This is a genomic window from Kitasatospora sp. NPDC096077 (assembly GCF_040303245.1).
Taxonomy (GTDB): Bacteria; Actinomycetota; Actinomycetes; order Streptomycetales; family Streptomycetaceae; genus Kitasatospora.
Map to the genome: position 1 here is coordinate 106465 of NZ_JBEOSV010000005.1, position 23402 is coordinate 129866.

The window sequence follows — 23402 nt, forward strand, 5'->3', positions numbered from 1 at the left end:
GCCCGTGGTTTCTCACGATGCGAAATCTCTGAATCGTGATGCGGAAGCCCCTTGTCGCGGGCGGCCCCGGATGAGCCATCATGGGGTCATGTCCGAGAACCACGACCCCATCCGGCTGCTGGCCATCCGGGAGACCCCGCTCTCGCTGGACGAGGTGTACGAGGCGGTCGGCGACGACGCGGCCGGCGGCACCACCGTCTTCGTCGGGACGGTCCGGGACCACGACGGCGGCAAGTCGGTCGCCGCGCTGGACTACAGCTGCCACCCCACCGCCGAGGAGGAGATGCGCCGGATCGCCGAGAAGGTCGTCGCGGACTTCCCGGTCCGGGCGCTCGCCGCGGTGCACCGGGTGGGCCGGCTGGAGATCACCGACAAGGCGGTGATCGTCGCCGTCTCCTGCGCCCACCGCGGCGAGGCCTTCGCGGCCGCCCGCCGGCTGATCGACGACCTCAAGCACGAGGTGCCGATCTGGAAGCACCAGGTCTTCTCCGACGGCGGGGAGGAGTGGGTCGGGGCCGGGGGCTGCTGACCGTTCCGCCGCCCCCGGGCGGAACCGCTCGCACACGGAGTGCGTCTCCCGGGTCAGGCGCGCCGCGGCCTCACCCGAACGGGTCCGGACAGGTGCGCCGGATACTCCCTGGAAGTGAGCCGATCGGCCGTCCCGTAACCCGGATGGCGCCGGCCGCGTTGTCCGCCGGAGTGGTTAATCTGCTCATAGACACGACGAGCTGGGGAGTACTGACATGGGTGCGCTCGCCTGGTTGATCATTCCGGTTGTCGCCGTCCTGGTCGCGGCCGCCTGGGCGGGCTGGGCCCAGCGGGCCCCCAGGGCCACCGGCGATCCGGCCTCGCTGGCCGAGCACCGGCGCTTCATGGCCGCGATGGAACGCACCACGGCCGGCACCGCCGCCCCGGAGGAGCACCCCGGCCGCTGACGAGCCGGTGGCCCGCCGGGCGGTGCGTCACCCGCGTCCCGTACTGTCGAGGCATGCCACGCCGCTCCGCGACGATGCTCGCTGCCACCCTGCTGCTCATAGCGCTGCTCTGCGTCTCGGTGCTGATGAAGGTGCCGTACACGGAGATGAGCCCGGGCCCGACGTACAACACGCTCGGCGAGCAGGGGGGCAAGCCGGTGATCACCATCACCGGGCGGGACTCGTACCCGACGAGCGGGCACCTCAACATGACCACCGTCCAGGTCACCGGGGCCAAGTACGAGCCCAGCCTGGTCAACGCGGTGATCGGCTGGCTGCGCGACGACGTGCTGGTGGTGCCGCACGACAACGTCTACCCCAAGGGGCAGTCGGACGCCGACGCCAAGAAGCAGAACGCCGAGGAGTTCGCCTCCTCCGAGGACAGCGCCCGCACCGCCGCGCTCAAGCAGCTGGGCGTCCCGGTCGGCGACGAACTGATCGTCAAGTCGGTCACCGCGGGGGCCCCGGCCGAGGGCCGGCTGCACGCGGGGGACCAGATCGTCGCCGTGGACGGCACCGCCGTCTCCTCGGTCGACCAGGTGGTCGCCGCCGTGACCAAGCACAAGCCGGGCGAGTCGGTGGTCTTCACCGTGGTGCCGCGGGTCAAGGACACCTCCGGCAACGCCTCGGCCACCCCGGGGGCGAAGACCGACGTCACCGTCCCGACCGTGCGGGCCAAGGACCTCGACCCGAAGGCCCCGGCGGAGCGGGCCGAGCTCGCGGTGGTCGGCATCGGCACCGGGATCCGGCACACCTACCCGTTCCAGATCGACATCGGGCTGCAGGACGTCGGCGGCCCGAGCGCCGGGCTGATGTTCTCGCTCGGCATCATCGACAAGCTCACCCCGGGCGGCGACCTCACCGGCGGCAAGTTCGTGGCCGGCACCGGCACCATCGACGACGACGGCAAGGTCGGCCCGATCGGCGGCATATCGATGAAGCTGATCGCCGCCCGGGACGCCGGGGCCCAGTACTTCTTCACCCCGTCCTCGAACTGCGCCGAGGCCACCAAGAACGTGCCGTCCGGGCTGACCCTGATCAAGACGGACACCCTGGACGGCGCGCTGAAGTCGCTGGAGCAGATCCGCTCCGGGCAGACCTCCGCGCTGCCGTCCTGCCCCAAGTAGCAAGTAGGGGGTTAGGAGAAGGTCGCCAGCAGGGCGTCGGTCAGGCCGGGGACCAGGTCCGGGCCGGTCAGCACCTCGCGGGCGACGTCCTTGGAGCGCAGCCGCAGGGCGATCTCCTTTTTGCCGTCGCGCAGCACCGCGGCGGTGATCCGCACCTCCTCGCGCTTGGGGTGGTTGGCCACCCACTCGGCGAGCTGGGCGTCGCTGGCGCCCCGGGGGCGGGACTGCTCGGCGCCGGGCGGCAGCATCATCCGTTCGACGACCAGGGCGCAGCCGGCCACCGCGGCGGGCCAGGCGATGGTGCCGAGGAACTTGTCGAGCTCCATGCCGGCGGGCAGTTCGTCCTGCTCGACCGGGGTGAGGCCGGGCTCGTCGGTGTCGGCGAGGCCGAGCTGCTTGGCGATGCGAGGGTCGGCCTTGCGCAGGGCGGCGCTGTCCACCAGGGCGAACAGCCGGGCCGGGAGGTCCCAGCCGAGGGTGGCGGCGTACTCGTCGATCTCCAGCGCGGCCCGGGTGAGGGGGGTGGCGGCGGGGAGCTTGGAGACGTCGTCGGGGGAATTGTTCAGATCAGACGCGTCGGACATGACTCAATCCTCACACGCCGGGCGCGGGACGCTCGCCGGGGCGGGGGCGGCGGGGGTGACGGGGGAACGCCGTCGTAACCGTCTGCTAACGGTGGGAACTCGGCCGAAGCCTGGTTAAGTTGCTCTGACGACCGACCGATTCCAGACGACACAGCTGAGGTGCCACCGTGGTATTCCAGATGCCGGAACGCTCAGGGCCGGGTTTCCGGCGGAGGGTGGGCCCCCCCTCCCGGCGGGCGAGAGTGGCCCTGCTGACTCTGGGCGTGCTCGCGGTGCTGTTCCTGCTGTTCGTCATGTTCGCCGGGTTCTGGACGGACTGGCTGTGGTTCAGGTCGGTGCACTACTCCTCGGTGTTCACCACCCAGCTGTGGACGAAGATCGGGCTGTTCGCGGTGTTCGGCCTGCTGATGGCGGTGATCGTCGGCTTCAACATCTGGCTGGCGCACCGGCTGCGGCCGCCGCTGTCGGCGATGTCGGTGGAGCAGCAGAGCCTGGACCGCTACCGGTCGGGGCTGGCGCCGTTCAAGCGCTGGGCGCTGATCGGCGTCTCGCTGGTGATCGGGCTGGTGGCGGGTGCCGCGGCGTCGGGTCAGTGGCGGACCTGGCTGATGTGGACGAACGCGACGTCCTTCGGTGAGAAGGACGCCCAGTTCGGCATGGACGTCTCGTTCTACGCCTTCGACCTGCCGTTCTACGAGTTCGTGCTGGGCTTCGCGTTCAGCGCGGTGATCGTCTCGCTGCTGACCTCGGCGCTGGTGCACTACCTGTACGGGGGGCTGCGGCTGCAGGGTCCGGGCCGTCGGGCGAGCGCGGGCGCGCAGGGGCACCTGGCGGTGCTGCTGGGCGTGTTCGTGCTGCTGAAGGCGGTGGCGTACTGGCTGGACCGGTACGCGCTGGCGGTGAAGACCGGCTCCTACAAGGGGGTGTCGGGCTGGACGGGCCTGCGCTACGTGGACGCCAACGCGTTCCTGCCGGCCAAGACGATCCTGTTCTTCGTCGCGATCATCTGCGCGGTGCTGTTCTTCCTGACCCCGATCCGCCGCACCTGGGCGCCGGCCCTGATCGGGCTGGGGCTGATGGTGCTGTCGGCGGTGCTGATCGGCGGGCTGTACCCGGCGATCGTGCAGCAGTTCCAGGTCAAGCCGAACGAGCAGGCCAAGGAGACGCCGTACATCCAGAAGAACATCGACGCGACCCGGCAGGCGTACGGGATCGCGGACTCGGAGACGACCCCGTACAGCCCGCAGGGCTCGACCACGGGTGACGCGCTGAAGCCGGACGCGCAGACCATCGCGGACGTGCGGCTGCTGGACCCGAACATCGTGTCGCAGACGTTCCAGTCGTTGGAGCAGCAGCGCAACTACTACGCGTTCCCGAGCACGCTGTCGGTGGACCGCTACGGCACCGGCGCGGACAAGCAGGACACCGTGATCGGCCTGCGCGAGCTGGACCTCAACGGGGTGCAGCGGAACTGGATCAACGACCACTTCAAGTACACCCACGGCTACGGCGCGGCGGTCGCCAAGGGCAACCAGGTCGACGACAAGGGCGGTCCGGTGTTCACCGAGTCCGGCCTGCCGGCCACCGGTTCGCTGGGCGACTACGAGCAGCGGATCTACTACGGCGAGAAGACGACGACGTACTCGATCGTCGGCGGCTCGAACAAGGAGATCGACTACACCGACGTCAAGACCGGTCAGAACGTGGAGTACACGTACGCCGGTGCGAGCGGTGTGTCGCTGGACAACCCGATCACCCGGGCCGCGTACGCGGTGCGCTTCGCCGAGCCGCAGATCCTGTACGCGGGGGCGATCACCGACGGCGCCAAGGTGATCTACAACCGGACGCCGAAGGAGCGGGTGGAGAAGGTCGCGCCGTGGCTGTCGATCGACGCCGACCCGTACCCGGTGGTGCAGGGCGGCCGGGTGGTGTGGGTCGTGGACGGCTACACCACCTCGGACGGTTTCCCGTTCTCGTCGAAGACGACGCTGGGCACCGCGACCAAGGACTCGCTGACCAACCAGCGCGGTGAGCTGCTGACCGTCGCCAACCAGGTCAACTACATCCGCAACTCGGTCAAGGCGACGGTGGACGCGTACACCGGTGAGGTGAAGCTCTACCAGTGGGACGACAAGGACCCGGTGCTGAAGACCTGGATGAAGGCCTTCCCGGGCACCGTGGAGCCGAAGGCGGACATCCCGGCGACGCTGCTGCCGCACCTGCGCTACCCGCAGGACATGTTCAAGGTGCAGCGCGACCTGCTCGGCCAGTACCACGTGACGGACGCCAACTCCTTCTTCAACGGCAGTGACATCTGGCAGGTCCCGGTGGACCCGACCAGTGACACCAAGCAGGTCCAGCCGCCGTACTACGTGACGGTGCGGATGCCGGACGCCCCCGCCGCGAGCTTCTCGCTGACCAGCAGCTTCGTGCCCAACCAGCGGCCGAACCTGGCGGCGTTCATGGCGGTGAACGCGGATCCGGGCGAGGACTACGGGAAGATCCGGATCCTGAAGATGACCGGCGAGAGCGGCGCCCCGGGCCCCGGCCTGGTGCAGTCGAAGTTCAACTCCCGCCAGGAGGTGGCCAACCAGATCTTCGCGCTGAAGAGCGGCGGTGACACCGAGCTGGAGTACGGCAACCTGCTGACCCTGCCGGTCGGCGGCGGACTGCTGAACGTCGAGCCGGTGTACGTGCGCGGGCGCGGCGCCAAGTACCCGACGCTGCAGAAGGTGCTGGCGGTGTACGGGGACGACAACGTGGCCTTCGAGAACACCCTGGAGGACGCGCTGAAGAAGCTGTTCAACGGGCAGGCCCCGCCGGCCACGCCGGTCGCGCCGTCCAACCCGGGCGGGGGGGCCGTCCCGGGCGGTACGACGCCGGGGAGCGGGACGACCCCGACCTCGCCGGGGACGCCGACGCCCACGCCGACCGGGCCGGGCACCCCGGCGCCGGGCGGGACGATCTCGCCGGAGCTGCAGAAGGCGCTCTCGGACGCGGAGAAGGCGTACAACGACAGCCAGACCGCGTTCAAGAACGGTGACTGGGTGGCGTACGGCAACGCCCAGAAGGCGCTCGGGGACGCCCTGAAGGCGGCCGACGCGGCCCGGGGCGGAGGCCAGGCGCCGGTGCCGCCGGCGGCGACGCCGACCGGGTCGGGGACGGCGAGCCCCCGCCCGTAGTCCCGCTGAGCTGCGGAGACCGTTTTTGGTCCCACCCCGCGTCCGTGCTACGGTTGTCTCACCGACGCGGGGTGGAGCAGCTCGGTAGCTCGCTGGGCTCATAACCCAGAGGTCGCAGGTTCAAATCCTGTCCCCGCTACTCAGTGCCGATGGCCCGGAGGATCCTTCCTCCGGGCCATCGGTGTTTTCCGTGGTTCGTTTTCCGTGGTTCGGAGCCCCTGCTGTTCCGTGCTATTGTTTGATCACCGACGCGGGGTGGAGCAGCTCGGTAGCTCGCTGGGCTCATAACCCAGAGGTCGCAGGTTCAAATCCTGTCCCCGCTACTCAGTGTCAGAGGCCCGGAGGATCATTCCTCCGGGCCTCTGTCGTGTCCGGACGTTTTCGTCCGGAAGCGGCGGGAACCGCTCCGGTACTATCGACCGTCGCCAACGGGGACGGCACCGGGGTTTGTGGGGTGGAAGTGTCGGGAAATCGACAAAGCGCCGAAGCAATTTCGTCGGCTTCGGGTGCGCCCCGCCCGAATTCGGCCGGGGCAGGTGTACGCGGGTAGCGGGTGATGCGACGATGGGACACACGGGGGACGGTGCACGGCCGCTGACGGGCCGTCCGGTCCGGCACCTCTCCTGGGAGTCCCCCCGGCCGACGGCCGGGGCACGATGCCGCGACACTCTGGGGGAGCGGGAGTCGGCATGAGGCTGATCGGCAAGTCAGGCGCCAAGTCCGGTGCGGCCGTCGAGGCGGACACCGACGCCTGGGCGGAGAGCGCCGAGAGTCCCCAGAACCGCCCCGGAGCCCTGCCCGCCCAGCGCACCAGCGGACTGTCCGAGCGGCCCGGGGCCGACGGCTTCGGTCCCGACAGCCTGGTCCACGTGTCCACCCGCCAGTTCTCGGCCGCCGTCGGCCCGTACGGGGCGGCGGACGGCGACGGCGTGCCCGCCGCCGCGGCCGCCGCGCTGGACCCGGCCGGGCTGGACCCGACCAGCTTCGAGACCGCGCTGGCCGCCCGGGAGTCCGCCGCGCTGGAGGCCCGGCACCGGCAGGCCGCCGAGGGCGGCGACGCGGACGCCGCGGGCCGGCTCGGCACCCTGCTGCTGCGCCGCGGCGACCTGGAGGACGCCGAGCCCTACCTGCGCGCCGCCGCGGCCGCCGGGGTGCGGGCCGCAGCCAACAACCTGGGCGTGCTGCTGCACCAGCAGGGCCACCGCGCCGAGGCCGCCCAGTGGTGGCGCCAGGCGGCGGTGGCGGGCAGCGCCCCCGCCGCGCACGCGCTCGGGCTCCAACTGCGCGACCAGGGCGAGGAGGAGGCCGCCGAGTACTGGCTGCACTTCGCCGCCGACCACGGCCACCCGCTGGGCGCCTACGCGCTCGGCGACCTGATGGAGCACCGGCGCGACGTGCGGGCCGAGCGCTGGTTCAAGGTCTCCGCCGACGCCGGGCACCGCGAGGCCGCCTACCGGCTGGCCCGGATGCGCGAGGCCGCCGGGGACAAGGAGACCGCCGAGGCCTGGTACCGCACCGCCGCCGCCCGCAGCCACGCCCGTGCCGCGCTGCGCCTGGGCGTGCTGCTGGAGGAGCGGGCCGGCACCGACCGCCCGCTGCTGGAGGAGGCGGCCCGCTGGTACCGGCAGTCCGCGCAGAACGGCGAGCCGCGCGCGGCCTGCGCGCTCGGCTTCCTGCTGCGCGACTCCGGGGACGTCGTCGCCGCCGCCGAGTGGTGGCAGGAGGCCGCCGAGGGCGGTGACGGCAACGCCGCCAACGCGCTCGGCGCCCTGCACGCCGGCCGTGGCGAGGCCAGGGCCGCCGAGCACTGGTACCGCACCGCGCTGGACGCGGGCGACCAGAACGGCGCCTTCAACCTCGGCCTGCTCTGCGCCGGCACCGGCCGTGAGCAGCAGGCCGAGCAGTGGTACCGGCGGGCCGCGTACGCCGGGCACCGGGAGGCCTGCAACGCGCTGGCCGTGGTGCTGCTGCAGCGCGGCGACGAGTCCGGCGCCGAGCCGTGGTTCTCCAAGGCGGCCGAGGCCGGCAGTGTGGACGGCGCCTTCAACCTGGGCGTGCTGCACGCCGGGCGCGGCGAGGGGCGGCAGGCCCAGGAGTGGTACGCGCGGGCCGCGGCCGAGGGGCACGGCGAGGCGGCGTTGCAGCTGGCGGTGGCCCAGGAGCAGCGCGGCAACCTGTCCGGGGCGCTGGAGCGCTACCGGCAGGCGGCGGCGGGCGGATCGGCGGAGGGCGCGTTCCGGCTGGCGTCGGTGCTGGACCGGCGCGGGGACGCGGACGCCGAGGCCGAGCACTGGTACGCGCTGGCGGCCGACGCGGGGCACCGCCGGGCGCAGGTGCGGATGGGCGTGCGGGCGGCCGAGCGGGGGGCGCTGGAGATCGCCGAGAGCTGGTACCGGCGGGCCGCCGAGGCGGGCAGCCGCAGTGCCGCGTTCAACCTGGGGCTGCTGCTGGCCCGGCAGGACAGCGAGGCGGAGGCGATGCTCTGGTACACCCGGGCCGCCGACGCCGGGCACGGGCGGGCGGCGCTGCGGCTGGCGCTGCTGGCGCTGCGCCGGGGCGAGCCGGTGCAGGCCGAGAACTGGTGCCGGCGGGCGATCGACCAGGGGCCGGCCGAGGTGGCCGAGCGGGCCGGGCGGTTGCTGGGGGCGCTGCACGCCGAGCTCAGCGCGTAGCCACCTGGCCCGGCGGTTCGGGGCGCGGCGGTGCCAGCCCGGTTCAAAGGCCTTATGAGGGGCGGCAGTTCGGGCACAGCCCGCGGTAGGTGACCTCGGCGGCGGTGACCGCGAAGCCGAAGCGTTCGGCGGCGGGCAGGGCCGCGAGCGGGTCGCCGTGCGGGTGGACGTCGCGGATCGCGCCGCAGCCGGAGCAGATCAGGTGCTGGTGGGCGCGGTGGGCGTTGGGGTCGTAGCGCTTGGCGCGGCCGTCGGTGGCGACCTCCAGCACCTCGCCGAGGGCGACGAGTTCGCCGAGCGTGTTGTAGACGGTGGCGCGGCTGATCTCGGGCAGCCGGGCGGTGGCGCGGGCGTGCACCTCGTCCGCGGTGAGGTGGACGTGCTCGCCGTCGAGGACCTCGGCCACCACGCGGCGCTGCGAGGTCAGCCGCCAGCCGCGTCCGCGCAGTCTCCCCAGCAGGTCACTCATGGGACCAGAGTAAGTCACGCTCTGAGATTGGTGCCAGTGTTGACTTAGACGAAGTCCAAGTTAGGATCGTGTCATCACGACCGGACACCTCGGAGGCGACCCGTTATGACCACGCAGGACGAGCTGCGCCCGACGCTCACCACGGAGGCGGGTGCCCCCGTCGCCGACAACCAGAACACCGAGACGGCGGGCGTCGGCGGCCCGGCCCTGATCCAGGACCAGCTGCTGTTCGAGAAGCTCGCGCACTTCAACCGGGAGCGGATCCCGGAGCGCGTGGTGCACGCCCGCGGCGCCGGCGCGTACGGCACCTTCACGGTGACCGCCGACCTGACGCCCTTCACCCGGGCGGCGTTCCTGTCCGAGGTCGGCAAGCAGACCGAGGTCTTCCTGCGCTTCTCCACCGTGGCCGGCAACCTGGGCGCGGCCGACGCGGTGCGCGACCCGCGCGGCTTCGCGCTGAAGTTCTACACCGAGGAGGGCAACTACGACCTCGTCGGCAACAACACCCCGGTGTTCTTCATCAAGGACGCCATCAAGTTCCCCGACTTCATCCACACCCAGAAGCGGGACCCGTACACCGGCTCGCAGGAGGCCGACAACGTCTGGGACTTCTGGGGCCTGTCGCCCGAGGCCACCCACCAGGTGACCTGGCTGTTCGGCGACCGCGGCATCCCGGCCAGCTACCGGCACCTGAACGGCTACGGCTCGCACACCTTCCAGTGGCAGAACGAGGCCGGCGAGCACTTCTGGGTCAAGTACCACTTCAAGACCGACCAGGGCATCCGCAACCTCACCCAGGCCGAGGCCAACCGGCTCGCCGGCGAGGACCCGGACAGCCACCAGCGCGACCTGCGCGAGTCGATCGAGCGCGGCGAGTTCCCCAGCTGGACGGTGCAGGTCCAGATCATGCCGGCGGCCGACGCGGCCGGCTACCGCTTCAACCCCTTCGACCTGACCAAGGTCTGGCCGCACGCCGACTACCCGCCGATCGAGATCGGCCGGCTGGAGCTCAACCGCAACCCCGACAACGTCTTCGCCGAGGTCGAGCAGTCGGTGTTCTCCCCGTCGCACTTCGTGCCCGGCATCGGCCCGTCCCCGGACAAGATGCTCCAGGGCCGCCTGTTCGCCTACGCGGACGCCCACCGCTACCGGGTCGGCATCAACGCCGACCACCTGCCGGTCAACCGCCCGCACGCCACCGAGGCCCGCACCAACGGCCGCGACGGCCACCTCTACGACGGCCGCCACGGCCGGCAGAAGAACTACGAGCCGAACAGCTTCGGCGGCCCGGTGCAGACCGGCCGGCCGCTCTGGGCCGCGACCGCCGTCGACGGCGCCACCGGCACCCACCCGGCGCCCTCGCACGCCGAGGACGACGACTTCGTGCAGGCCGGCACCCTGTACCGGCTGTTCTCCGAGGACGAGAAGCAGCGGCTGATCGCCAACCTGGCGGGCTTCATCGCCAAGGTCTCCGCCGACCGCGAGGACATCGTGGAGCGGGCGGTCGACAACTTCCGCAAGGCCGACGCCGACTACGGGCAGCGGCTGGAGGCGGCGGTCCGGGAGCTGCGCAAGCAGTAGCCGGACCGATCATGACGGCGGGCCCGTACGACCAGCTCCCACTGGTCGTACGGGCCCGCACCACTCGCGCTCAGACGGACAGCCGGCGCAGCGCCTCGTCGTGCAGCAGGCCGTTGCTGGCCACCGCGTCGGCGCCGCCGGGGCCGGGGACGCCGTCCAGGCCGGTGAAGCGGCCGCCGGCCTCCTGGACGACGATGCACGGCGCGGCCATGTCCCACAGCGACAGCTCGGGCTCGGCGGCGATGTCCACGGCGCCCTCGGCGACCATCATGTAGGACCAGAAGTCGCCGTAGGCGCGGGTGCGCCAGCAGGCCCGGGTGAGGTCCAGGAACGGGTCGAGGCGGCCGCGGTCCTCCCAGCCGGTGAGCGAGGAGTAGGAGAGGGAGGCGTCCGCCATCCGGGAGACGCCGGAGACGTGGATCCGGGAGGCCTTGGCCAGGCTGCGGCCGGCGTAGGCGCCCAGGTCCTTGGCGGCCCACCAGCGGCGCTGCAGCGCCGGGGCGGAGACGATGCCGACCACCGGGCGCTCGACGCCGTCCGGGCCGTCCTCCAGCAGGGCGATCAGGGTGGCCCAGACCGGGACGCCGCGGATGTAGTTCTTGGTGCCGTCGATCGGGTCGATCACCCAGCGGCGCGGGCCCGAGCCCTGCAGGCCGAACTCCTCGCCGAGGACGGCGTCGCGCGGGCGGGCGCGCTGGAGGACGCTGCGCACCAGTTCCTCGGCGGCCTTGTCGGCGTCGCTGACCGGGGTGAGGTCCGGCTTGGTCTCGATCTTGAGGTCGAGGGCGCGGAAACGCTCCAGGGTGACCGAGTCGGCCGAGTCGGCGAGGACGTGGGCGAGTCGGAGATCGTCGTGGTAGTCGGCCATGCCGGAAACCCTAGCCCAGGCCGCCCCGGAGGCGGGTGGACGCGTCGCGGCTCAGTGGGCCGAGCCGCTGAGCTGGAGGCCGATCACGCCGGCGATCACCAGGGAGATGGACACCAGTTTGAGCACCGAGGTGGTCTCCTCCAGGAAGACCATGCCGTAGATGGCCGTGCCGGCCGCGCCGATGCCGGTCCACACCGCGTAGGCGGGGCCGACCGGCAGGCTCTTCAGGGAGATGGTGAGCAGCCCGAAGCTGCCGAGTGCGAACACGCAGAAGCTGATGGTGGGCCAGAGCTTGGTGAAGCCCTCGCTGAGCTTGAGGTTGATCGCGAAGCCGGTCTCCAGCAGGCCGGCCAGGACCACCAGGGCCCATGCCATCGGGTGCCCTCCCAGTCGATCGACGGACGGGCCGCACCCGGCCCGACTTTCCTATGATCGCCAGGACGGGGCGGTCCGACACCTCGAACGGGGCACCGGCCCGGGGGCGGCCGGGTCCTCAGTCGCCCTCGCGGGCCTCCTTGCTGGCCAGCAGACGGCGCAGCGAGTAGAGCCGGGCGGCATCGGCGTGGCCGTCGGCGACCCAGGCGTCCAGGGCGCAGTCCGGCTCGTCGTGGCTGCAGGCGCGCGGGCAGTCGACGGTGCCGGGTTCCAGGTCGGGGAAGGCGTGGATGACCCGGGACGGGTCGATGTGGGACAGGCCGAAGGAGCGGAACCCGGGCGTGTCGATCACCCAGCCCGGGTCGAGGGCCTTGCGGGAGCCGGGCTTGACGCCGGGCGGCGGGGGCAGCCGCAGCGCGAGGGCCGAGACGGTGGTGTGCCGGCCGCGGCCGGTGACCGCGTTGACGTGGCCGGTCTGCCGCTGGCGGTCCGGGACGAGGGCGTTGACCAGGGTGGTCTTGCCGACGCCGGAGTGGCCGATGAACACCGTGGAGAGCCCGCGCAGGTGCTCGCGGACGGCCTCGGCGCCGGTGGTCTCCAGTTCGTCCCGTCGGGTGACCACGTAGTCGATGCCGAGCGTGGCGTAGGACTCCAGCAGCGCGTCGGCCGGGGTGAGGTCGGACTTGGTGAGCACCAGCAGCGGCTCCATGCCCGCGTCGTAGGCGGCGACCAGGCAGCGGTCGATCAGCCGGGGGCGGGGCTCGGGGTCGGCCAGCGCGGTGACGATGGCCAGCTGGTCGGCGTTGGCGACGACGATCCGCTCGTACGGGTCGTCGTCGTCCGCGGTGCGGCGCAGCACGGAGCTGCGCTCCTCGACCCGGACGATCCGGGCCAGGGTGTCGGTGTCCCCGGAGAGGTCGCCGACCAGGTTCACCACGTCGCCGACGACGACGCCCTTGCGGCCCAGCTCGCGGGCCTTCATGGCGACGACCTCACGCTCCTGCTTGGTCCCCGGGTCGATCAGGCAGGTGATCCGGCCGCGGTCGACGGTGAGCACCATCGCCTCGGCCGCGTCCTCGTGCTTGGGCCTGATCCGGGTCCGGGGCCGGGAGCCCCGGCGGGCGGGGCGGTTGCGGATGTCGTCCTCGTCGGCGTCCTTGCCGTAGCGGCGCATGGTTCCAGTCTCCGCTCAGGCGCCCGCCGCCGCGCCGTCGTCCGTGCCGTCGCCGGCGCCGAGCAGCTCCGCCCACATCTTCGGGAAGTCCGGCAGGGTCTTGGCGGTGGTGGCGACGTTCTCCACCTCGACGCCGGGCACGGCGAGGCCGAGCACGGCGGCGGCGGTGGCCAGCCGGTGGTCCTCGTAGGTGTGGAAGATGCCGCCGCGCAGCGGGCGCGGGCGGATCCGCAGGCCGTCCTCGGTCTCGCTGACGTCGCCGCCGAGGTCGTTGATCTCCTTGGCGAGGGCGGCCAGCCGGTCGGTCTCGTGCAGGCGCAGGTGGGCGATGCCGTACAGGTGGGACTCGGAGTCGGCGAGGGCGGCGGCGGCGGCGATCACCGGGGTGAGCTCGCCGACGTCGTGCAGGTCGGCCTCGATGCCGTGGATCCGGCCGGTGCCGGTGAACTGCAGGCCCTCGTCGGTGAACTCGCAGGCGCCGCCCATTCGGGTGTAGAGGTCGCGCAGCTGGTCGCCGGGCTGGGTGGTGTGCTTGGGCCAGTCGCGCACGGTCACCCGGCCGCCGGTGACCAGGGCGGCGGCGAAGAACGGGGCGGCGTTGGACAGGTCGGGCTCGACCACCAGGTCGCGGCCGAGCAGGGCGCCGGGGGTGACCCGCCAGACGTCCTTCTCGCCGCCGTCCTCGGGGGCGTCGACCTGGGCGCCGGCCAGGCGCAGCATCTCGACGGTCATCCGGATGTGCGGCAGCGACGGGACGGGCCCGCCGACGTGCCGGACCTCGACGCCGTGGTTGTAGCGGGCGCCGGAGAGCAGCAGGGCGGAGACGAACTGGGACGAGGAGGAGGCGTCCAGCTCGACCGGGCCGCCGTCCAGGCCGCCGGTGCCGTGGACGGTGAGCGGGAAGCTGCCGCGGCCGCCGTCCTCGATCCGGGCGCCGAGCGCGCGCAGGGCGTTGATCACGCCGTGCTGGGGGCGCTCGTAGCTGCGCGGGTCGCCGTCGAAGTGGACCGGGCCGTCGGCGAGGACGGCGAGCGGGGGCAGGAAGCGCATCACGGTGCCGGCGTTGCCGACGTCGACGTTGGCCGGGCCGCGCAGCACGGGGGCCGGGATGACCCGCCAGGCCTCGCCGCCGCCGGTGCCGCCGGAGTCGTTGTTGACCTTCTCCTCGATGGTGACCCCGAGGGCGCGCAGGCCGTCGGCCATCAGCTGGGAGTCGCGGCTGCGCAGCGGGCGGCGCACCCAGCCCGGTCCGTCGGCGAGTGCCGCCAGCACCAGGGCCCGGTTGGTGACCGACTTGGAGCCGGGGATGGTGACGGTGGCGTCGACGGGGGCGGTGGCGACGGGGGCGGGCCACAGGGTCTCGGTCATGGGGGCCAGTCTAGGGGCCGTACCGGAACGGCCTCGGCGACGGCCGGATGGTGGGCGCCCGCCGCTCGCCCGGCCGGCTCGGGCCGCGCGTCCGGCGGTGGCCGGCCCGCCGGCTAGAGCGGTTGCAGCAGCCAGCTGGCGCCCAGGCCGAGGCAGGCGAGGGCGATCAGCAGGAAGACGGTGACCCAGGCCAGCGCGGGCACGTGGGTGAGCCGGGCGAGCTGGTCGGCGTCGGAGTCGCGGGCCCAGCCGATCCGGCGCTGGTGCTGGAGCTCCAGGACCGGGCGCACCGCCCCGAACAGCAGGAACCAGCAGCCGAGGTAGGCGAAGCCGGCCTGGACCTGGGCGCTGCCGAACCAGGAGACCAGGAAGAAGGCGCCGCCGGCGATGAGCACGGTGAACAGGCCGAAGGCGTTGCGGATCCGGATCAGCAGGGCCAGCAGCAGGAGGATGGCCAGCCAGAGCAGCAGGGTGATCCGGTCGGCGGCGAGCAGGGCGGCGCAGCCGAGGCCGAGCAGGGCGGGGGCGGTGTAGCCGGCGGCGGCGGTGAGCACCATGCCGGGGCCGGTGGGGCGGCCGTAGGAGAGGGTGAGGCCGGAGGTGTCGGAGTGCAGCCTGATGCCGGCCAGCTTGCGGCCGGTGGCGAGGGCGGCGAGGCCGTGGCCGCCCTCGTGGGCGATGGTGACGGCGTTGCGGGCGACGTGCCACAGCGGGCGGGCGAGGACGGCGAGCAGGGCGGCGCAGCCGGTCGCGAGGACCAGCCAGCCGGGTGGGGCGGCCTGGGTGCCGGTGACCCGGTCCCACAGTTCGCCGAGGTTCTGGTTGTTCGGGTTCATCGGGGGGTCTGCGCCTCCGTTCGCTTCCGTGCGCTTGCGTGTGCCGCGTTGGGCCGTTCGGGGCAGCCTCCCATGCGGGGACGGCCGGACGGCAGCGGGCGGTTCTCGTGCCGGGATGAGGAAGTGCTGAGGACGGGCGGCATGGCAAGCTGGCCCGCATGTGCGGTCGCTTCGCAGCCAGCAGCAAGCCCGAGGACCTCGTCGAGCTGTTCGACGTGGAGTTCTGGGACCCGCAGGAGTCCCTGGACCCGAACTGGAACGTGGCGCCGACCAACAGTGCCTTCGTGGTGCTGGAGCGGTTGGCGAAGGGGGCGGCGCGGCCGGTGCGGCAGCTGCGGGCGCTGCGCTGGGGGCTGGTGCCGCCGTGGTCGGACTCCGCCGGGACGGCGGTGAAGATGATCAACGCGCGGTCGGACACGGTGCACGAGAAGCCCTCGTACCGGCAGGCCTTCGCGGCGCGCCGGTGCATCCTGCCGGTGGACGGCTACTACGAGTGGCAGACGGTGCCGGGGGAGCGGGGGAAGGCGCGCAAGAAGCCGTTCTTCGTCTCCCGGGCGGACGGCGGCCCGCTGGCGCTCGCCGGGCTGTACGAGTTCTGGCGCGACCGGACGGTGCCGCCGGGGCACCCGGAGGCGTGGCTGGTGACCTTCACGATCGTCACCACGGACGCCGAGGAGCTGCTGGCGCCGATCCACGAGCGGATGCCGCTGTTCCTGGACCCGGGGTCGTGGGGGGAGTGGCTGGATCCGGGGCTGAGCGACCCGGACGAGCTGCGGAGGCTGCTGATACCGCCGCCGCCCGGGGCGCTGCTGGCCACACCGGTGTCGCCGGCGGTCGGCAGCATCCGCAACAACGGTCCGGAGCTCAAGGAGCCGTGGACCGAGGTCGAGTACGAGACCACCCTGTTCTGAGTTCTTCGCACGTCGTCGGGAGCCTGAGAGATGACCACCTCCTCCGAACTGGTTGAGACCGGGGCCGGGGACGCCCGGATCACCTACCACCGGGCGGCCGCCCCGGAGGCGGTGCTGGCGCTGGGGCACGGCGCGGGCGGCGGGATCGGGGCCCGGGACCTGGTGGCGCTGGCCGAGCGGCTGCCGGAGCGCGGGATCACCGTGGCACTGGTCGAGCAGCCCTGGCGGGTGGCGGGGAAGAAGCTGGGCCCGGCGCCGAAGACCCTGGACGTCGGCTGGCGGCCGGTGGCGGAGCGGCTGGCCGGGCAGGGGCTGCCGCTGGTGGTCGGCGGGCGCAGCGCCGGGGCGCGGGTGGCCTGTCGGACGGGGGCGGCGAGCGGGGCGGTGGGGGTGGTGGCGCTGGCGTTCCCGCTGCACCCGCCGGGCCGGCCGGAGAAGAGCCGGGCGGAGGAGCTGCTGGGGTCGGGGCTGCCGACGCTGGTGGTGCAGGGCACGTCGGACCCGTTCGGCGGGCCGGGGGAGTTCCCGGAGCTGCCCGGGGGGTACGGGCTGGTGGCGGTGCCGTCCGGGAACCACGGCTTCGAGGTGCCCAAGCGGGCGGCGGTGGGGCAGGAGGAGGTGCTGGCGCTGATCTGCTCGGCGGTGGGGGACTGGGTGCTGGGGCTGGTGCGGGCGGTGTGAGCAGGGCGTTTCCGCTCGATCACTCGTGCGAGTGAACGGGCCGCGGTGGCGGGAATGCGGGCGGGGCCGGGGTGGTTGTCGTGTCCGTCAGCAGGAGTCACCGGTGAGAGGCAGGGCAGATGGGTTCGATCGCGTGCCCCGAACGGCCTGAGGAGCGCGAGGCCGCCACGGCCTTCGCCCCCTCCTGGTCGGAGTGGATTGACGCGGGCGAGAAGCCCGTCAGCCCGATATCCTCCATTTCTGGGCGGCCCGCGGTGGGCCGTGCCCGTCATGCCGAGGAGGTGGGTCCGGTCGTCGGGACCGAGCACGAGGCCGATCCGGGCCGTGGCCCGGACGAGGCCCTGCCTGCGGGCGAGGCGCTCACCGGTGAGGAGCTGGCCGAGGCGATCGGTGAGGACACCTTCCGAGTGTCGGCGGAGGAGTCCGAGGAGGCCCGGCGGGAGCGCTTCGAGCGCGACGCCCTGGGGTTCCTGGATCCGATGTACTCGGCGGCGCTGCGCATGACGCGCAACCCCGCGGATGCGGAGGACCTGCTCCAGGAGGCGTTCGCCAAGGCGTACGCGTCCTTCCACCAGTTCCGTGAGGGTACGAACCTCAAGGCCTGGCTGTACCGCATCCTCACCAACACGTTCATCAACTCGTACCGCAAGAAGCAGCGGGAGCCCCAGCGCACCGCGGCGGAGGAGATCGAGGACTGGCAGCTGGCCCGGGCCGAGTCGCACATGTCGACCGGTCTGCGCTCGGCGGAGACCCAGGCGCTCGACCATCTCCCCGACAGTGATGTGAAGGACGCGCTCCAGGCGATCCCGGAGGAATTCCGGATCGCCGTCTATCTCGCGGACGTAGAAGGCTTTGCGTACAAGGAGATCGCGGACATCATGGGTACTCCCATCGGTACGGTGATGTCCCGGCTGCACCGCGGCCGCCGTCAGCTGCGCGGCATGCTGGAGGACTACGCCCGTGAGCGCGGGCTCGTCCCGGCCGGCAGCGGGGCAGGGCAGGAAGCGAAGGGCTCGGGCTCATGAGCTGCGGCGATCCGCACGAAACCGAGTGTGGCGAGGTCCTCGACCACCTCTATGAATTCCTCGACAACGAGATGGCCGAGGGTGATTGCGCCAAGCTGCGCGTGCACTTCGACGAGTGCTCGCCCTGCTTGAAGCAGTACGGGCTGGAACAGGCGATCAAGGCGCTGATCAAGCGGTCCTGCGGCTGTGACGACACCCCGACGGACCTGCGCAGCAAGGTGCTGGCCAGGATCGACTCGATCCGGGCCGGGCAGCGCACGGGCGAGCAGGTGGTGGTCGCCGTGGAGACCTCGGTCGAGCTGCACGTCGAATCCGCCCGTCCGGCGCCGACGGTGACGGAGCCACAGGAGTCGTCGGTGTCATCGGCGCCGTCGGAGTCCTCGGCGGAGGAGCGGGCGAGGGCGCACGCCGACCCGGCCGACGAGCCGTCCGTGCGCCCCGGTGCGCCGGTCGAGGCCGGAGCCCCGGCGGAGTAGTCCGCGCCCCCGCCGGCGAGAGCGGGACGAAACGGTTCGGACCGGGATTTCCGCGGCCCCGGGAGCATGTGCTCCCGGGGCCGCTCCCGTTCTGCTCGCATGCGCCGTCACTCGATCGAGTGAGTTGGCGGTGCGCCAACTGCGCCATTGCGCCATCATGCGTCCCCACGCCCGGACGGCGGCCTATTCTCCTGACGGACGCTCACCGCCGGTCACCGGCGCGCTGAGGCAACACGGGGCCCGGACGCGGGGAGGTCGATATCGCTACCGACAGTGGGGGCGCGACCCTGCCGCAGGGTGCGGCGCGCTACCTGGTGGCCGTCCCGGTGGCCGCCCTGTGCGGCCTGCTGCCGTTGCTGCCGCAGGCCGTCGCACCCGGGCTGCCGCACTGGCTCGGCCACCCGGTGGACTGGCCCAAGGTCGGGCTGCTGGGCTTCCTGCACGGTTGTTGGGAGTCGCTCGCCCAGGGCCTGCCGACCCCCTGCTCGCTGCTGCTGCGCCGACTGCTGCGCCTGCCCGCACCGGCCGGCCGGGCCCCCGCCCGCCCCGGGGTGAACGCCTTCTTCCCGGTGCTGTTCGCCGGGGTGCTGATGCTCCCGCCGGCCGCCGCCGCCCTGGTCGCCGTCCCGGCCGCGCTGCTCGGCGGCCCGACCGGCCCGGGCTGCCGCCGGCGTCAGCTGTTCAACGGCTCCCAGCTCGCGCTGTGCGCCTTCGCCTCCTCGGTCGCCTTCCACCTGCTGCACGGCCCCCAACTGCTGCTCGGCTCCCGGTTCCCGGCCGCGCTGCTGCCCGGCTTCGCCGCCGTCGCCGCGTTCTGCCTGGTCAACGGGCTGGTGGTGGGCGTGATGGTACGGCTCAGCGAGGGCCGGCGGGCAGTCGAGGTGCTGCGCGGGGCCTGCGCGGTGTGCGGGCTGCCGGTGCTGGTGCACGCGGCCGGGGGGCTGATGGTCGCGGTGCTCTGGCAGGGCCCGTACGGGGCGTTCGCCGCGCTGCTGGCGCTGCTGCCGCTGTCCATCTCGGCCTGGGTGTTCGCCCAGGGGCAGCGCGAGCGGGACGCCCACCAGGCCACCGTGCAGTCGCTGGTGCAGGCGGTGGAGATCAAGGACGCGTACACCCGTGGGCACAGCGAACGGGTCGGCCGGGCCTCGGTGCTGATCGCCGGTCAGCTCGGCATGGAGCCCGAGCGGCTGCGCACCCTGCGCTTCGCCGGGATCCTGCACGACGTCGGCAAGCTCGGCGTGGCCACCGAGCTGCTGCGCAGAAACGGTCCCCTCAGCGAGGACGAGCGCCGCGCGGTGGAGATCCACCCGGTGTACGGGTACGAGCTGGTGCGCGGGATCGACTTCCTCGGCGAGGCCCACTCCGGGATCCTGCACCACCACGAGCGGATGGACGGGCGCGGCTACCCGAGCGGACTGGCCGGACGGCAGATCCCCGAGTTCGCCCGGATCATCTCGGTCGCCGACGCCTTCGACTCGATGACCTCCACCCGCTCCTACCGGCGCGGGCGCCCGGTCGCCGAGGCGGTCGCCGAGCTGGAGCGCTGCTCCGGCAGCCAGTTCGACCCGGTGATGGTGCGGGCCCTGATCGACGCGCTGGCCGTGCACGGCTGGCAGCCGGTGGTGCACTCCGAGGACTGCGTGCGGGCCGTCCCGGACATCCCGCTCGGGGTGCCGGAGCCGGTGCGGGCCGCGCCGGGCCGGGTGCCCGCCCAGGGCGGGACCGTTCCCGCGGCCGGGCAGCCGTGACCGGGGGTGCGGGCGGGGGCGGCGACCGGACCGCTGCCGCCGGGGCCGGGCGGGCCCGTTCGGCACGGGGGCGCACCGCCCGGGTGATGTACGCGGCGGCCGGCGCGCTGCTGTTGCTCGCGCTCGGCGCGGTCGCGGTGCGCGGGGTCGCCGAGCCGAGGGTCGCGCTGGCGTTCACCGCGCTGATCGCGCTCGGCGAATGCGTCCGGATCACCCTTCCGGGCGACCGTGAACAGGCGCCCATCGGCGCGGCCGGCGCCCTGGCGTACGCCCTGCTCGGACCGTTGCGCGGAGTGCCGACCGCGCACGGCACGCTCCAGGTCGTCGCGGTGACCGGGGCCGGCCTGCTGCTGGCCTGGCTGCCCGGCCTCGTCCTGCCGCACCGTGCCGGCCGCCCGCACCGGCGCCGGCCCTGGGCCGACCCGGCCCGCCGTGACAGCGCCGCCCGCCGGCTGCTCGCCGTCGGCTTCGCCGCCGCCGTCTTCCAGCCGCTCTACAACGGCGGCATGGTCGACCGCTTCTCGCCGGAGGGCCCGGCCTACGGGGCGTTCCTGACCGCCGTCGCCGCGCTGGCCGCGCTCTGCGACGCCACCCTGGCGGCGGTGCTGCGCGCCTCCGTCACCGGGCTGCGGTTCCCGGCCGCGCTGGAGGACGAGCTGCGCTCGCTGTTCGGGATCGGCTCGGCGATCGTCGCCACCGGCATGCTGGTCAGCCTCGCGGCCGGCGAGGTCGGGCTGTGGGCGCTGCCGCTGTTCTGCACCCCGCTGCTGCTCGCCCAGGTCTCCTTCCGGCGGGCCGCGGCCGTGCGGGCCACCACCGGGCAGACCATCGCCAGCCTCGCCCGGGCCACCGAGGTCGCCGGGTACACCCCGCACGGCCACGCGCGCCGGGTCGCGGACACGGCGTGCGCGCTCGGACGCGAGCTGGGGCTGGGCACCAGGGAGCTCGCCCTGCTGGAGTACGCGGCGCTGATGCACGACGTCGGCCAGCTGTCCCTGGTCGAGCCGGTGCCGGACGGCGCCACCGCGCTGCTGCCCTGCGACGAGCAGCAGCGCATCGCCCGGCTCGGCAGCGAGGTGATCAGCCGCACCGGGGTGCCCCGGCAGGTCGCCGAGCAGGTCGCCCGACTGGCCGACCCCTGTCCCGGGCCGGTCGGCGGCGAGGGACCGGTGCCGCTGGCGGCCCGGATCATCCGGGTCGCCAACGCCCACGACGACCTGCTGACCGCCGCCCGCGGCCGGGGTCTCGGCGAGGCGGTGGGGCGGCTGGAGGCGCTGGAGGTGCTGCGGCTGGGGCGCGGGCGGGTCTACGACGCCCGGGTGGTGGACGCGCTGGCCCGGTTCGGCGGGCAGGGCCGGGGCTGAGCCGCGGTACCCCCCGCCCGGCCCGGGCGTTCCGGCCCGGGGCGCGGGGCCCGCGGTCGGGGCGCGGTCGAGCGGCACCCGCCAGGGGTTGAGGAGGTGCGCTCCGGCGGGCAGGCTGGGGAGGGGCGGGCCCCAACCTCGGCGGTGGGGAGCGCGGGTGGGGGCGGGCGTGGTTGGATGCGGTCGTAGCGTGGAACACCGACCCGGGACACCGGGACCGGGCCCCGTCGAGGACGGGACGGCCCCGGCGGTACGGGACTTGAGCGGACGACGACGGCAGGGACGAACGTGAGGATCTTCCACCGGGCACGGCACCGGCCGTCCGCCACCTGGCGGCAGACGACCGACCGGGCCTTCACGCTGATCGGCGACGGCCGCTACGAGGACGCCGGCGCCCTGCTGGTGATGGCCGCCGACCTGGAGCCGTGGCTGTCCGACTCCTGGTTCAACCTCGCCCTGCTGCACAAGTTCCGCCGCGACTGGGAGCAGGCCCGCTCGGCCGGGCTGCGCGCCGTCGCCCTGCTGGACCGCGAGCACGGCGCCCCCGACTGGTGGAACCTCGGCATCACCGCCACCGCCCTCCAGGACTGGCCGCTGGCCCGCCGCGCCTGGCAGGCCTACGGGCTGAAGCTGCCCGGCGGCCCCGGCGTGGACGGCCCGGTCAGCCTGGAGCTCGGCACCACCCCGGTGCGGCTGTCCCCGGAGGGCGAGTCCGAGGTGGTCTGGGGCCGCCGGCTCGACCCGGCCCGGATCGAGGTGCTGTCCATCCCGCTGCCGTCCTCCGGTCGCCGCTGGGGCGAGGTGGTGCTGCACGACGGCGCCCCGCACGGCGAGCGGGTCACCGACGGCGTCGCCTACCCCGTCTTCGACGAGATCGAGCTGTGGGCGCCCTCCCCGGTGCCGACCTACGTGGTGCTGCTGCAGGCCTCGACCGCCGGTGACCGGGACGCGCTGGAACGCCTGGTCGCCGACGCCGGGTACGCGGCCGAGGACTGGACCTCCTCGGTGCGGCTGCTGTGCCGCGCCTGCTCGGAGAGCCGGATGGCCTCGGACGACGGCATCGTCGCCCACCACGACCCGCACGACGACGGCGACGCCGCCCACCCCGGCCACCTCAGCCACCTCAGCCAGGGCGGCGCGGCCGGGATGTCCTGGCTGGTCGAACGCGAGTGCGGGATCGCCGCTCCGGCCACCCTGGTCCGCACGCTGCTGGACCGCTGGGTCGCGGCCGCCCCCGGAACCCGGGCGTACCGGGATCTCGAAGAAGTCTGCTGAGTACCCTGGACAGGTACGTGTAGACCTATGGAAGCGGAAGACATGGCGGAGCAGGCCGAGCAGCACGACCACCAGCACGAGCACGACGTGGAGGGGGCGGCGCCCGAGGCCCCCGTGAAGGTGATCGGCGAGGAGCCCGACCTCAGCAAGGGCACCGCGCGTCCGATCACCGTGGTCGGCAACCCCGTCCTGCACCGCGAGGTCAAGGACGTCACCGCCTTCGACGGCGAGCTGGCCGCGCTGATCGACGACATGTTCCAGTCGATGTACGCCGCCGAGGGTGTCGGCCTGGCCGCCAACCAGATCGGCGTGGACCTCAAGGTCTTCGTCTACGACTGCCCCGACGACGAGGGCGTGCGCCACGTCGGCCACGTGATCAACCCCGTCCTGGAGGAGTACCCGGCCGACCGCCGCCGGGTGCTCGACGACGGCAACGAGGGCTGCCTCTCCGTGCCGGGCGCCTACGCCGAGCTGCCCCGCCCGGAGTACGCCGCGGTGACCGGCGTGAACCGGGACGGCGAGCCGATCCGGGTCGAGGGCACCGGCTTCTTCGCCCGCTGCCTCCAGCACGAGACCGACCACCTGTACGGGTTCCTGTACATCGACAAGCTGTCGAAGCGGGACCGCAAGGACGCCCTGAAGCAGATGGCCGAGGGCACCCCGAAGTACGCGACGGTGCCGAACGCGTAAGGCGCGACGGATCCGTCGGAGG

The 23402-nt window shown here is 73.2% G+C and carries 20 protein-coding genes, 2 tRNA genes and 1 pseudogene; 16 read left to right on the forward strand and 7 right to left on the reverse strand.

Annotated elements, in window-relative coordinates; all coding sequences use genetic code 11:
• Positions 1–88: 88 nt before the first annotated feature.
• The 3 genes from ABTZ03_RS07380 (at position 89) to ABTZ03_RS07390 (ending at position 2101) form a co-directional block, all read left to right on the forward strand.
• A complete protein-coding gene (locus tag ABTZ03_RS07380; protein WP_350511897.1) occupies positions 89–529 on the forward strand; it encodes a molybdenum cofactor biosynthesis protein MoaE in 441 nt (146 codons plus the stop codon).
• 214 nt (positions 530–743) lie between these two features.
• Positions 744–935 (forward strand): hypothetical protein, encoded by a 192-nt coding sequence (locus ABTZ03_RS07385; RefSeq protein ID WP_350511898.1) that lies wholly within the window; start codon positions 744–746, stop codon positions 933–935.
• A 53-nt stretch (positions 936–988) separates the two neighbouring features.
• Entirely contained in the window at positions 989–2101 is a 1113-nt protein-coding gene (locus ABTZ03_RS07390; RefSeq protein ID WP_350511899.1) for a YlbL family protein, read from the forward strand.
• 11 nt (positions 2102–2112) lie between these two features.
• On the opposite strand, the gene ABTZ03_RS07395 is transcribed toward ABTZ03_RS07390, so the two are convergent.
• Positions 2113–2685 (reverse strand): PPA1309 family protein, encoded by a 573-nt coding sequence (locus ABTZ03_RS07395; protein WP_350511900.1) that lies wholly within the window; start codon positions 2683–2685, stop codon positions 2113–2115.
• Between the two features lie 179 nt (positions 2686–2864).
• Here ABTZ03_RS07395 and ABTZ03_RS07400 point away from each other — a divergent pair, with 179 nt between their 5' ends.
• The 4 genes from ABTZ03_RS07400 to ABTZ03_RS07415 all read left to right on the forward strand — a co-directional run bounded on the left by ABTZ03_RS07400 (position 2865) and on the right by ABTZ03_RS07415 (position 8539).
• Positions 2865–5867: a UPF0182 family membrane protein gene (locus ABTZ03_RS07400; protein ID WP_350511901.1), complete on the forward strand. Its 3003-nt coding sequence runs from the start codon at positions 2865–2867 to the stop codon at positions 5865–5867.
• 65 nt (positions 5868–5932) lie between these two features.
• Positions 5933–6006, forward strand: a tRNA-Met gene (locus ABTZ03_RS07405).
• Positions 6007–6116: 110 nt separating this feature from the next.
• Positions 6117–6190, forward strand: a tRNA-Met gene (locus ABTZ03_RS07410).
• Positions 6191–6556: 366 nt separating this feature from the next.
• Positions 6557–8539: a tetratricopeptide repeat protein gene (locus ABTZ03_RS07415; RefSeq protein WP_350511902.1), complete on the forward strand. Its 1983-nt coding sequence runs from the start codon at positions 6557–6559 to the stop codon at positions 8537–8539.
• A gap of 52 nt (positions 8540–8591) precedes the next feature.
• On the opposite strand, the gene ABTZ03_RS07420 is transcribed toward ABTZ03_RS07415, so the two are convergent.
• On the reverse strand, positions 8592–9008 hold the full coding sequence (locus ABTZ03_RS07420; RefSeq protein ID WP_350511903.1) for a Fur family transcriptional regulator: 417 nt from the start codon (positions 9006–9008) through the stop codon (positions 8592–8594).
• A gap of 105 nt (positions 9009–9113) precedes the next feature.
• Here ABTZ03_RS07420 and ABTZ03_RS07425 point away from each other — a divergent pair, with 105 nt between their 5' ends.
• On the forward strand, positions 9114–10589 hold the full coding sequence (locus ABTZ03_RS07425; RefSeq protein WP_350511904.1) for a catalase: 1476 nt from the start codon (positions 9114–9116) through the stop codon (positions 10587–10589).
• Positions 10590–10659: 70 nt separating this feature from the next.
• Here ABTZ03_RS07425 and hisN read toward each other — a convergent pair whose 3' ends face one another.
• The 5 genes from hisN to ABTZ03_RS07450 form a co-directional block, all read right to left on the reverse strand.
• Positions 10660–11457 carry a histidinol-phosphatase gene (gene hisN / locus ABTZ03_RS07430; protein WP_350511905.1) on the reverse strand — a complete coding sequence of 266 codons (798 nt, stop codon included), beginning with the start codon at positions 11455–11457 and terminating at the stop codon, positions 10660–10662.
• Positions 11458–11508: 51 nt separating this feature from the next.
• Positions 11509–11832, reverse strand: a complete 324-nt coding sequence (locus ABTZ03_RS07435; protein ID WP_350511906.1) for a DMT family transporter — start codon at positions 11830–11832, stop codon at positions 11509–11511.
• A 118-nt stretch (positions 11833–11950) separates the two neighbouring features.
• Complete coding sequence (rsgA, locus tag ABTZ03_RS07440) at positions 11951–13006, reverse strand: ribosome small subunit-dependent GTPase A (protein WP_350511907.1); 1056 nt, start codon at positions 13004–13006, stop codon at positions 11951–11953.
• Positions 13007–13021: 15 nt separating this feature from the next.
• Entirely contained in the window at positions 13022–14374 is a 1353-nt protein-coding gene (gene aroA, locus ABTZ03_RS07445; protein ID WP_350511908.1) for a 3-phosphoshikimate 1-carboxyvinyltransferase, read from the reverse strand.
• 113 nt (positions 14375–14487) lie between these two features.
• Complete coding sequence (locus ABTZ03_RS07450) at positions 14488–15210, reverse strand: M50 family metallopeptidase (protein ID WP_350511909.1); 723 nt, start codon at positions 15208–15210, stop codon at positions 14488–14490.
• A 158-nt stretch (positions 15211–15368) separates the two neighbouring features.
• Between ABTZ03_RS07450 and ABTZ03_RS07455 the strand changes: the two genes are divergently transcribed.
• From ABTZ03_RS07455 to def, 8 genes and pseudogenes are all read left to right on the forward strand, one after another.
• Positions 15369–16121, forward strand: coding sequence for an SOS response-associated peptidase (locus tag ABTZ03_RS07455; RefSeq protein WP_350511910.1), 753 nt, complete (start codon positions 15369–15371; stop codon positions 16119–16121).
• Between the two features lie 30 nt (positions 16122–16151).
• A complete protein-coding gene (locus tag ABTZ03_RS07460; RefSeq protein WP_350511911.1) occupies positions 16152–16802 on the forward strand; it encodes an alpha/beta hydrolase family protein in 651 nt (216 codons plus the stop codon).
• A 374-nt stretch (positions 16803–17176) separates the two neighbouring features.
• On the forward strand, positions 17177–17827 hold the full coding sequence (locus ABTZ03_RS07465; RefSeq protein WP_502894413.1) for a sigma-70 family RNA polymerase sigma factor: 651 nt from the start codon (positions 17177–17179) through the stop codon (positions 17825–17827).
• Positions 17824–18117: pseudogene (rsrA, locus tag ABTZ03_RS07470) on the forward strand (mycothiol system anti-sigma-R factor); the annotation flags it as partial. The gene ABTZ03_RS07465 and the pseudogene rsrA, both read left to right, overlap by 4 nt.
• 500 nt (positions 18118–18617) lie before the next feature.
• Positions 18618–20051: an HD-GYP domain-containing protein gene (locus tag ABTZ03_RS07475; RefSeq protein WP_350511912.1), complete on the forward strand. Its 1434-nt coding sequence runs from the start codon at positions 18618–18620 to the stop codon at positions 20049–20051.
• A gap of 86 nt (positions 20052–20137) precedes the next feature.
• Positions 20138–21415: an HD domain-containing protein gene (locus ABTZ03_RS07480; protein ID WP_350511913.1), complete on the forward strand. Its 1278-nt coding sequence runs from the start codon at positions 20138–20140 to the stop codon at positions 21413–21415.
• Positions 21416–21703: 288 nt separating this feature from the next.
• Positions 21704–22690 carry a tetratricopeptide repeat protein gene (locus tag ABTZ03_RS07485; protein WP_350511914.1) on the forward strand — a complete coding sequence of 329 codons (987 nt, stop codon included), beginning with the start codon at positions 21704–21706 and terminating at the stop codon, positions 22688–22690.
• Between the two features lie 42 nt (positions 22691–22732).
• Positions 22733–23380 carry a peptide deformylase gene (gene def, locus ABTZ03_RS07490; protein ID WP_350511915.1) on the forward strand — a complete coding sequence of 216 codons (648 nt, stop codon included), beginning with the start codon at positions 22733–22735 and terminating at the stop codon, positions 23378–23380.
• The last annotated feature ends 22 nt before the right edge of the window (positions 23381–23402 follow it).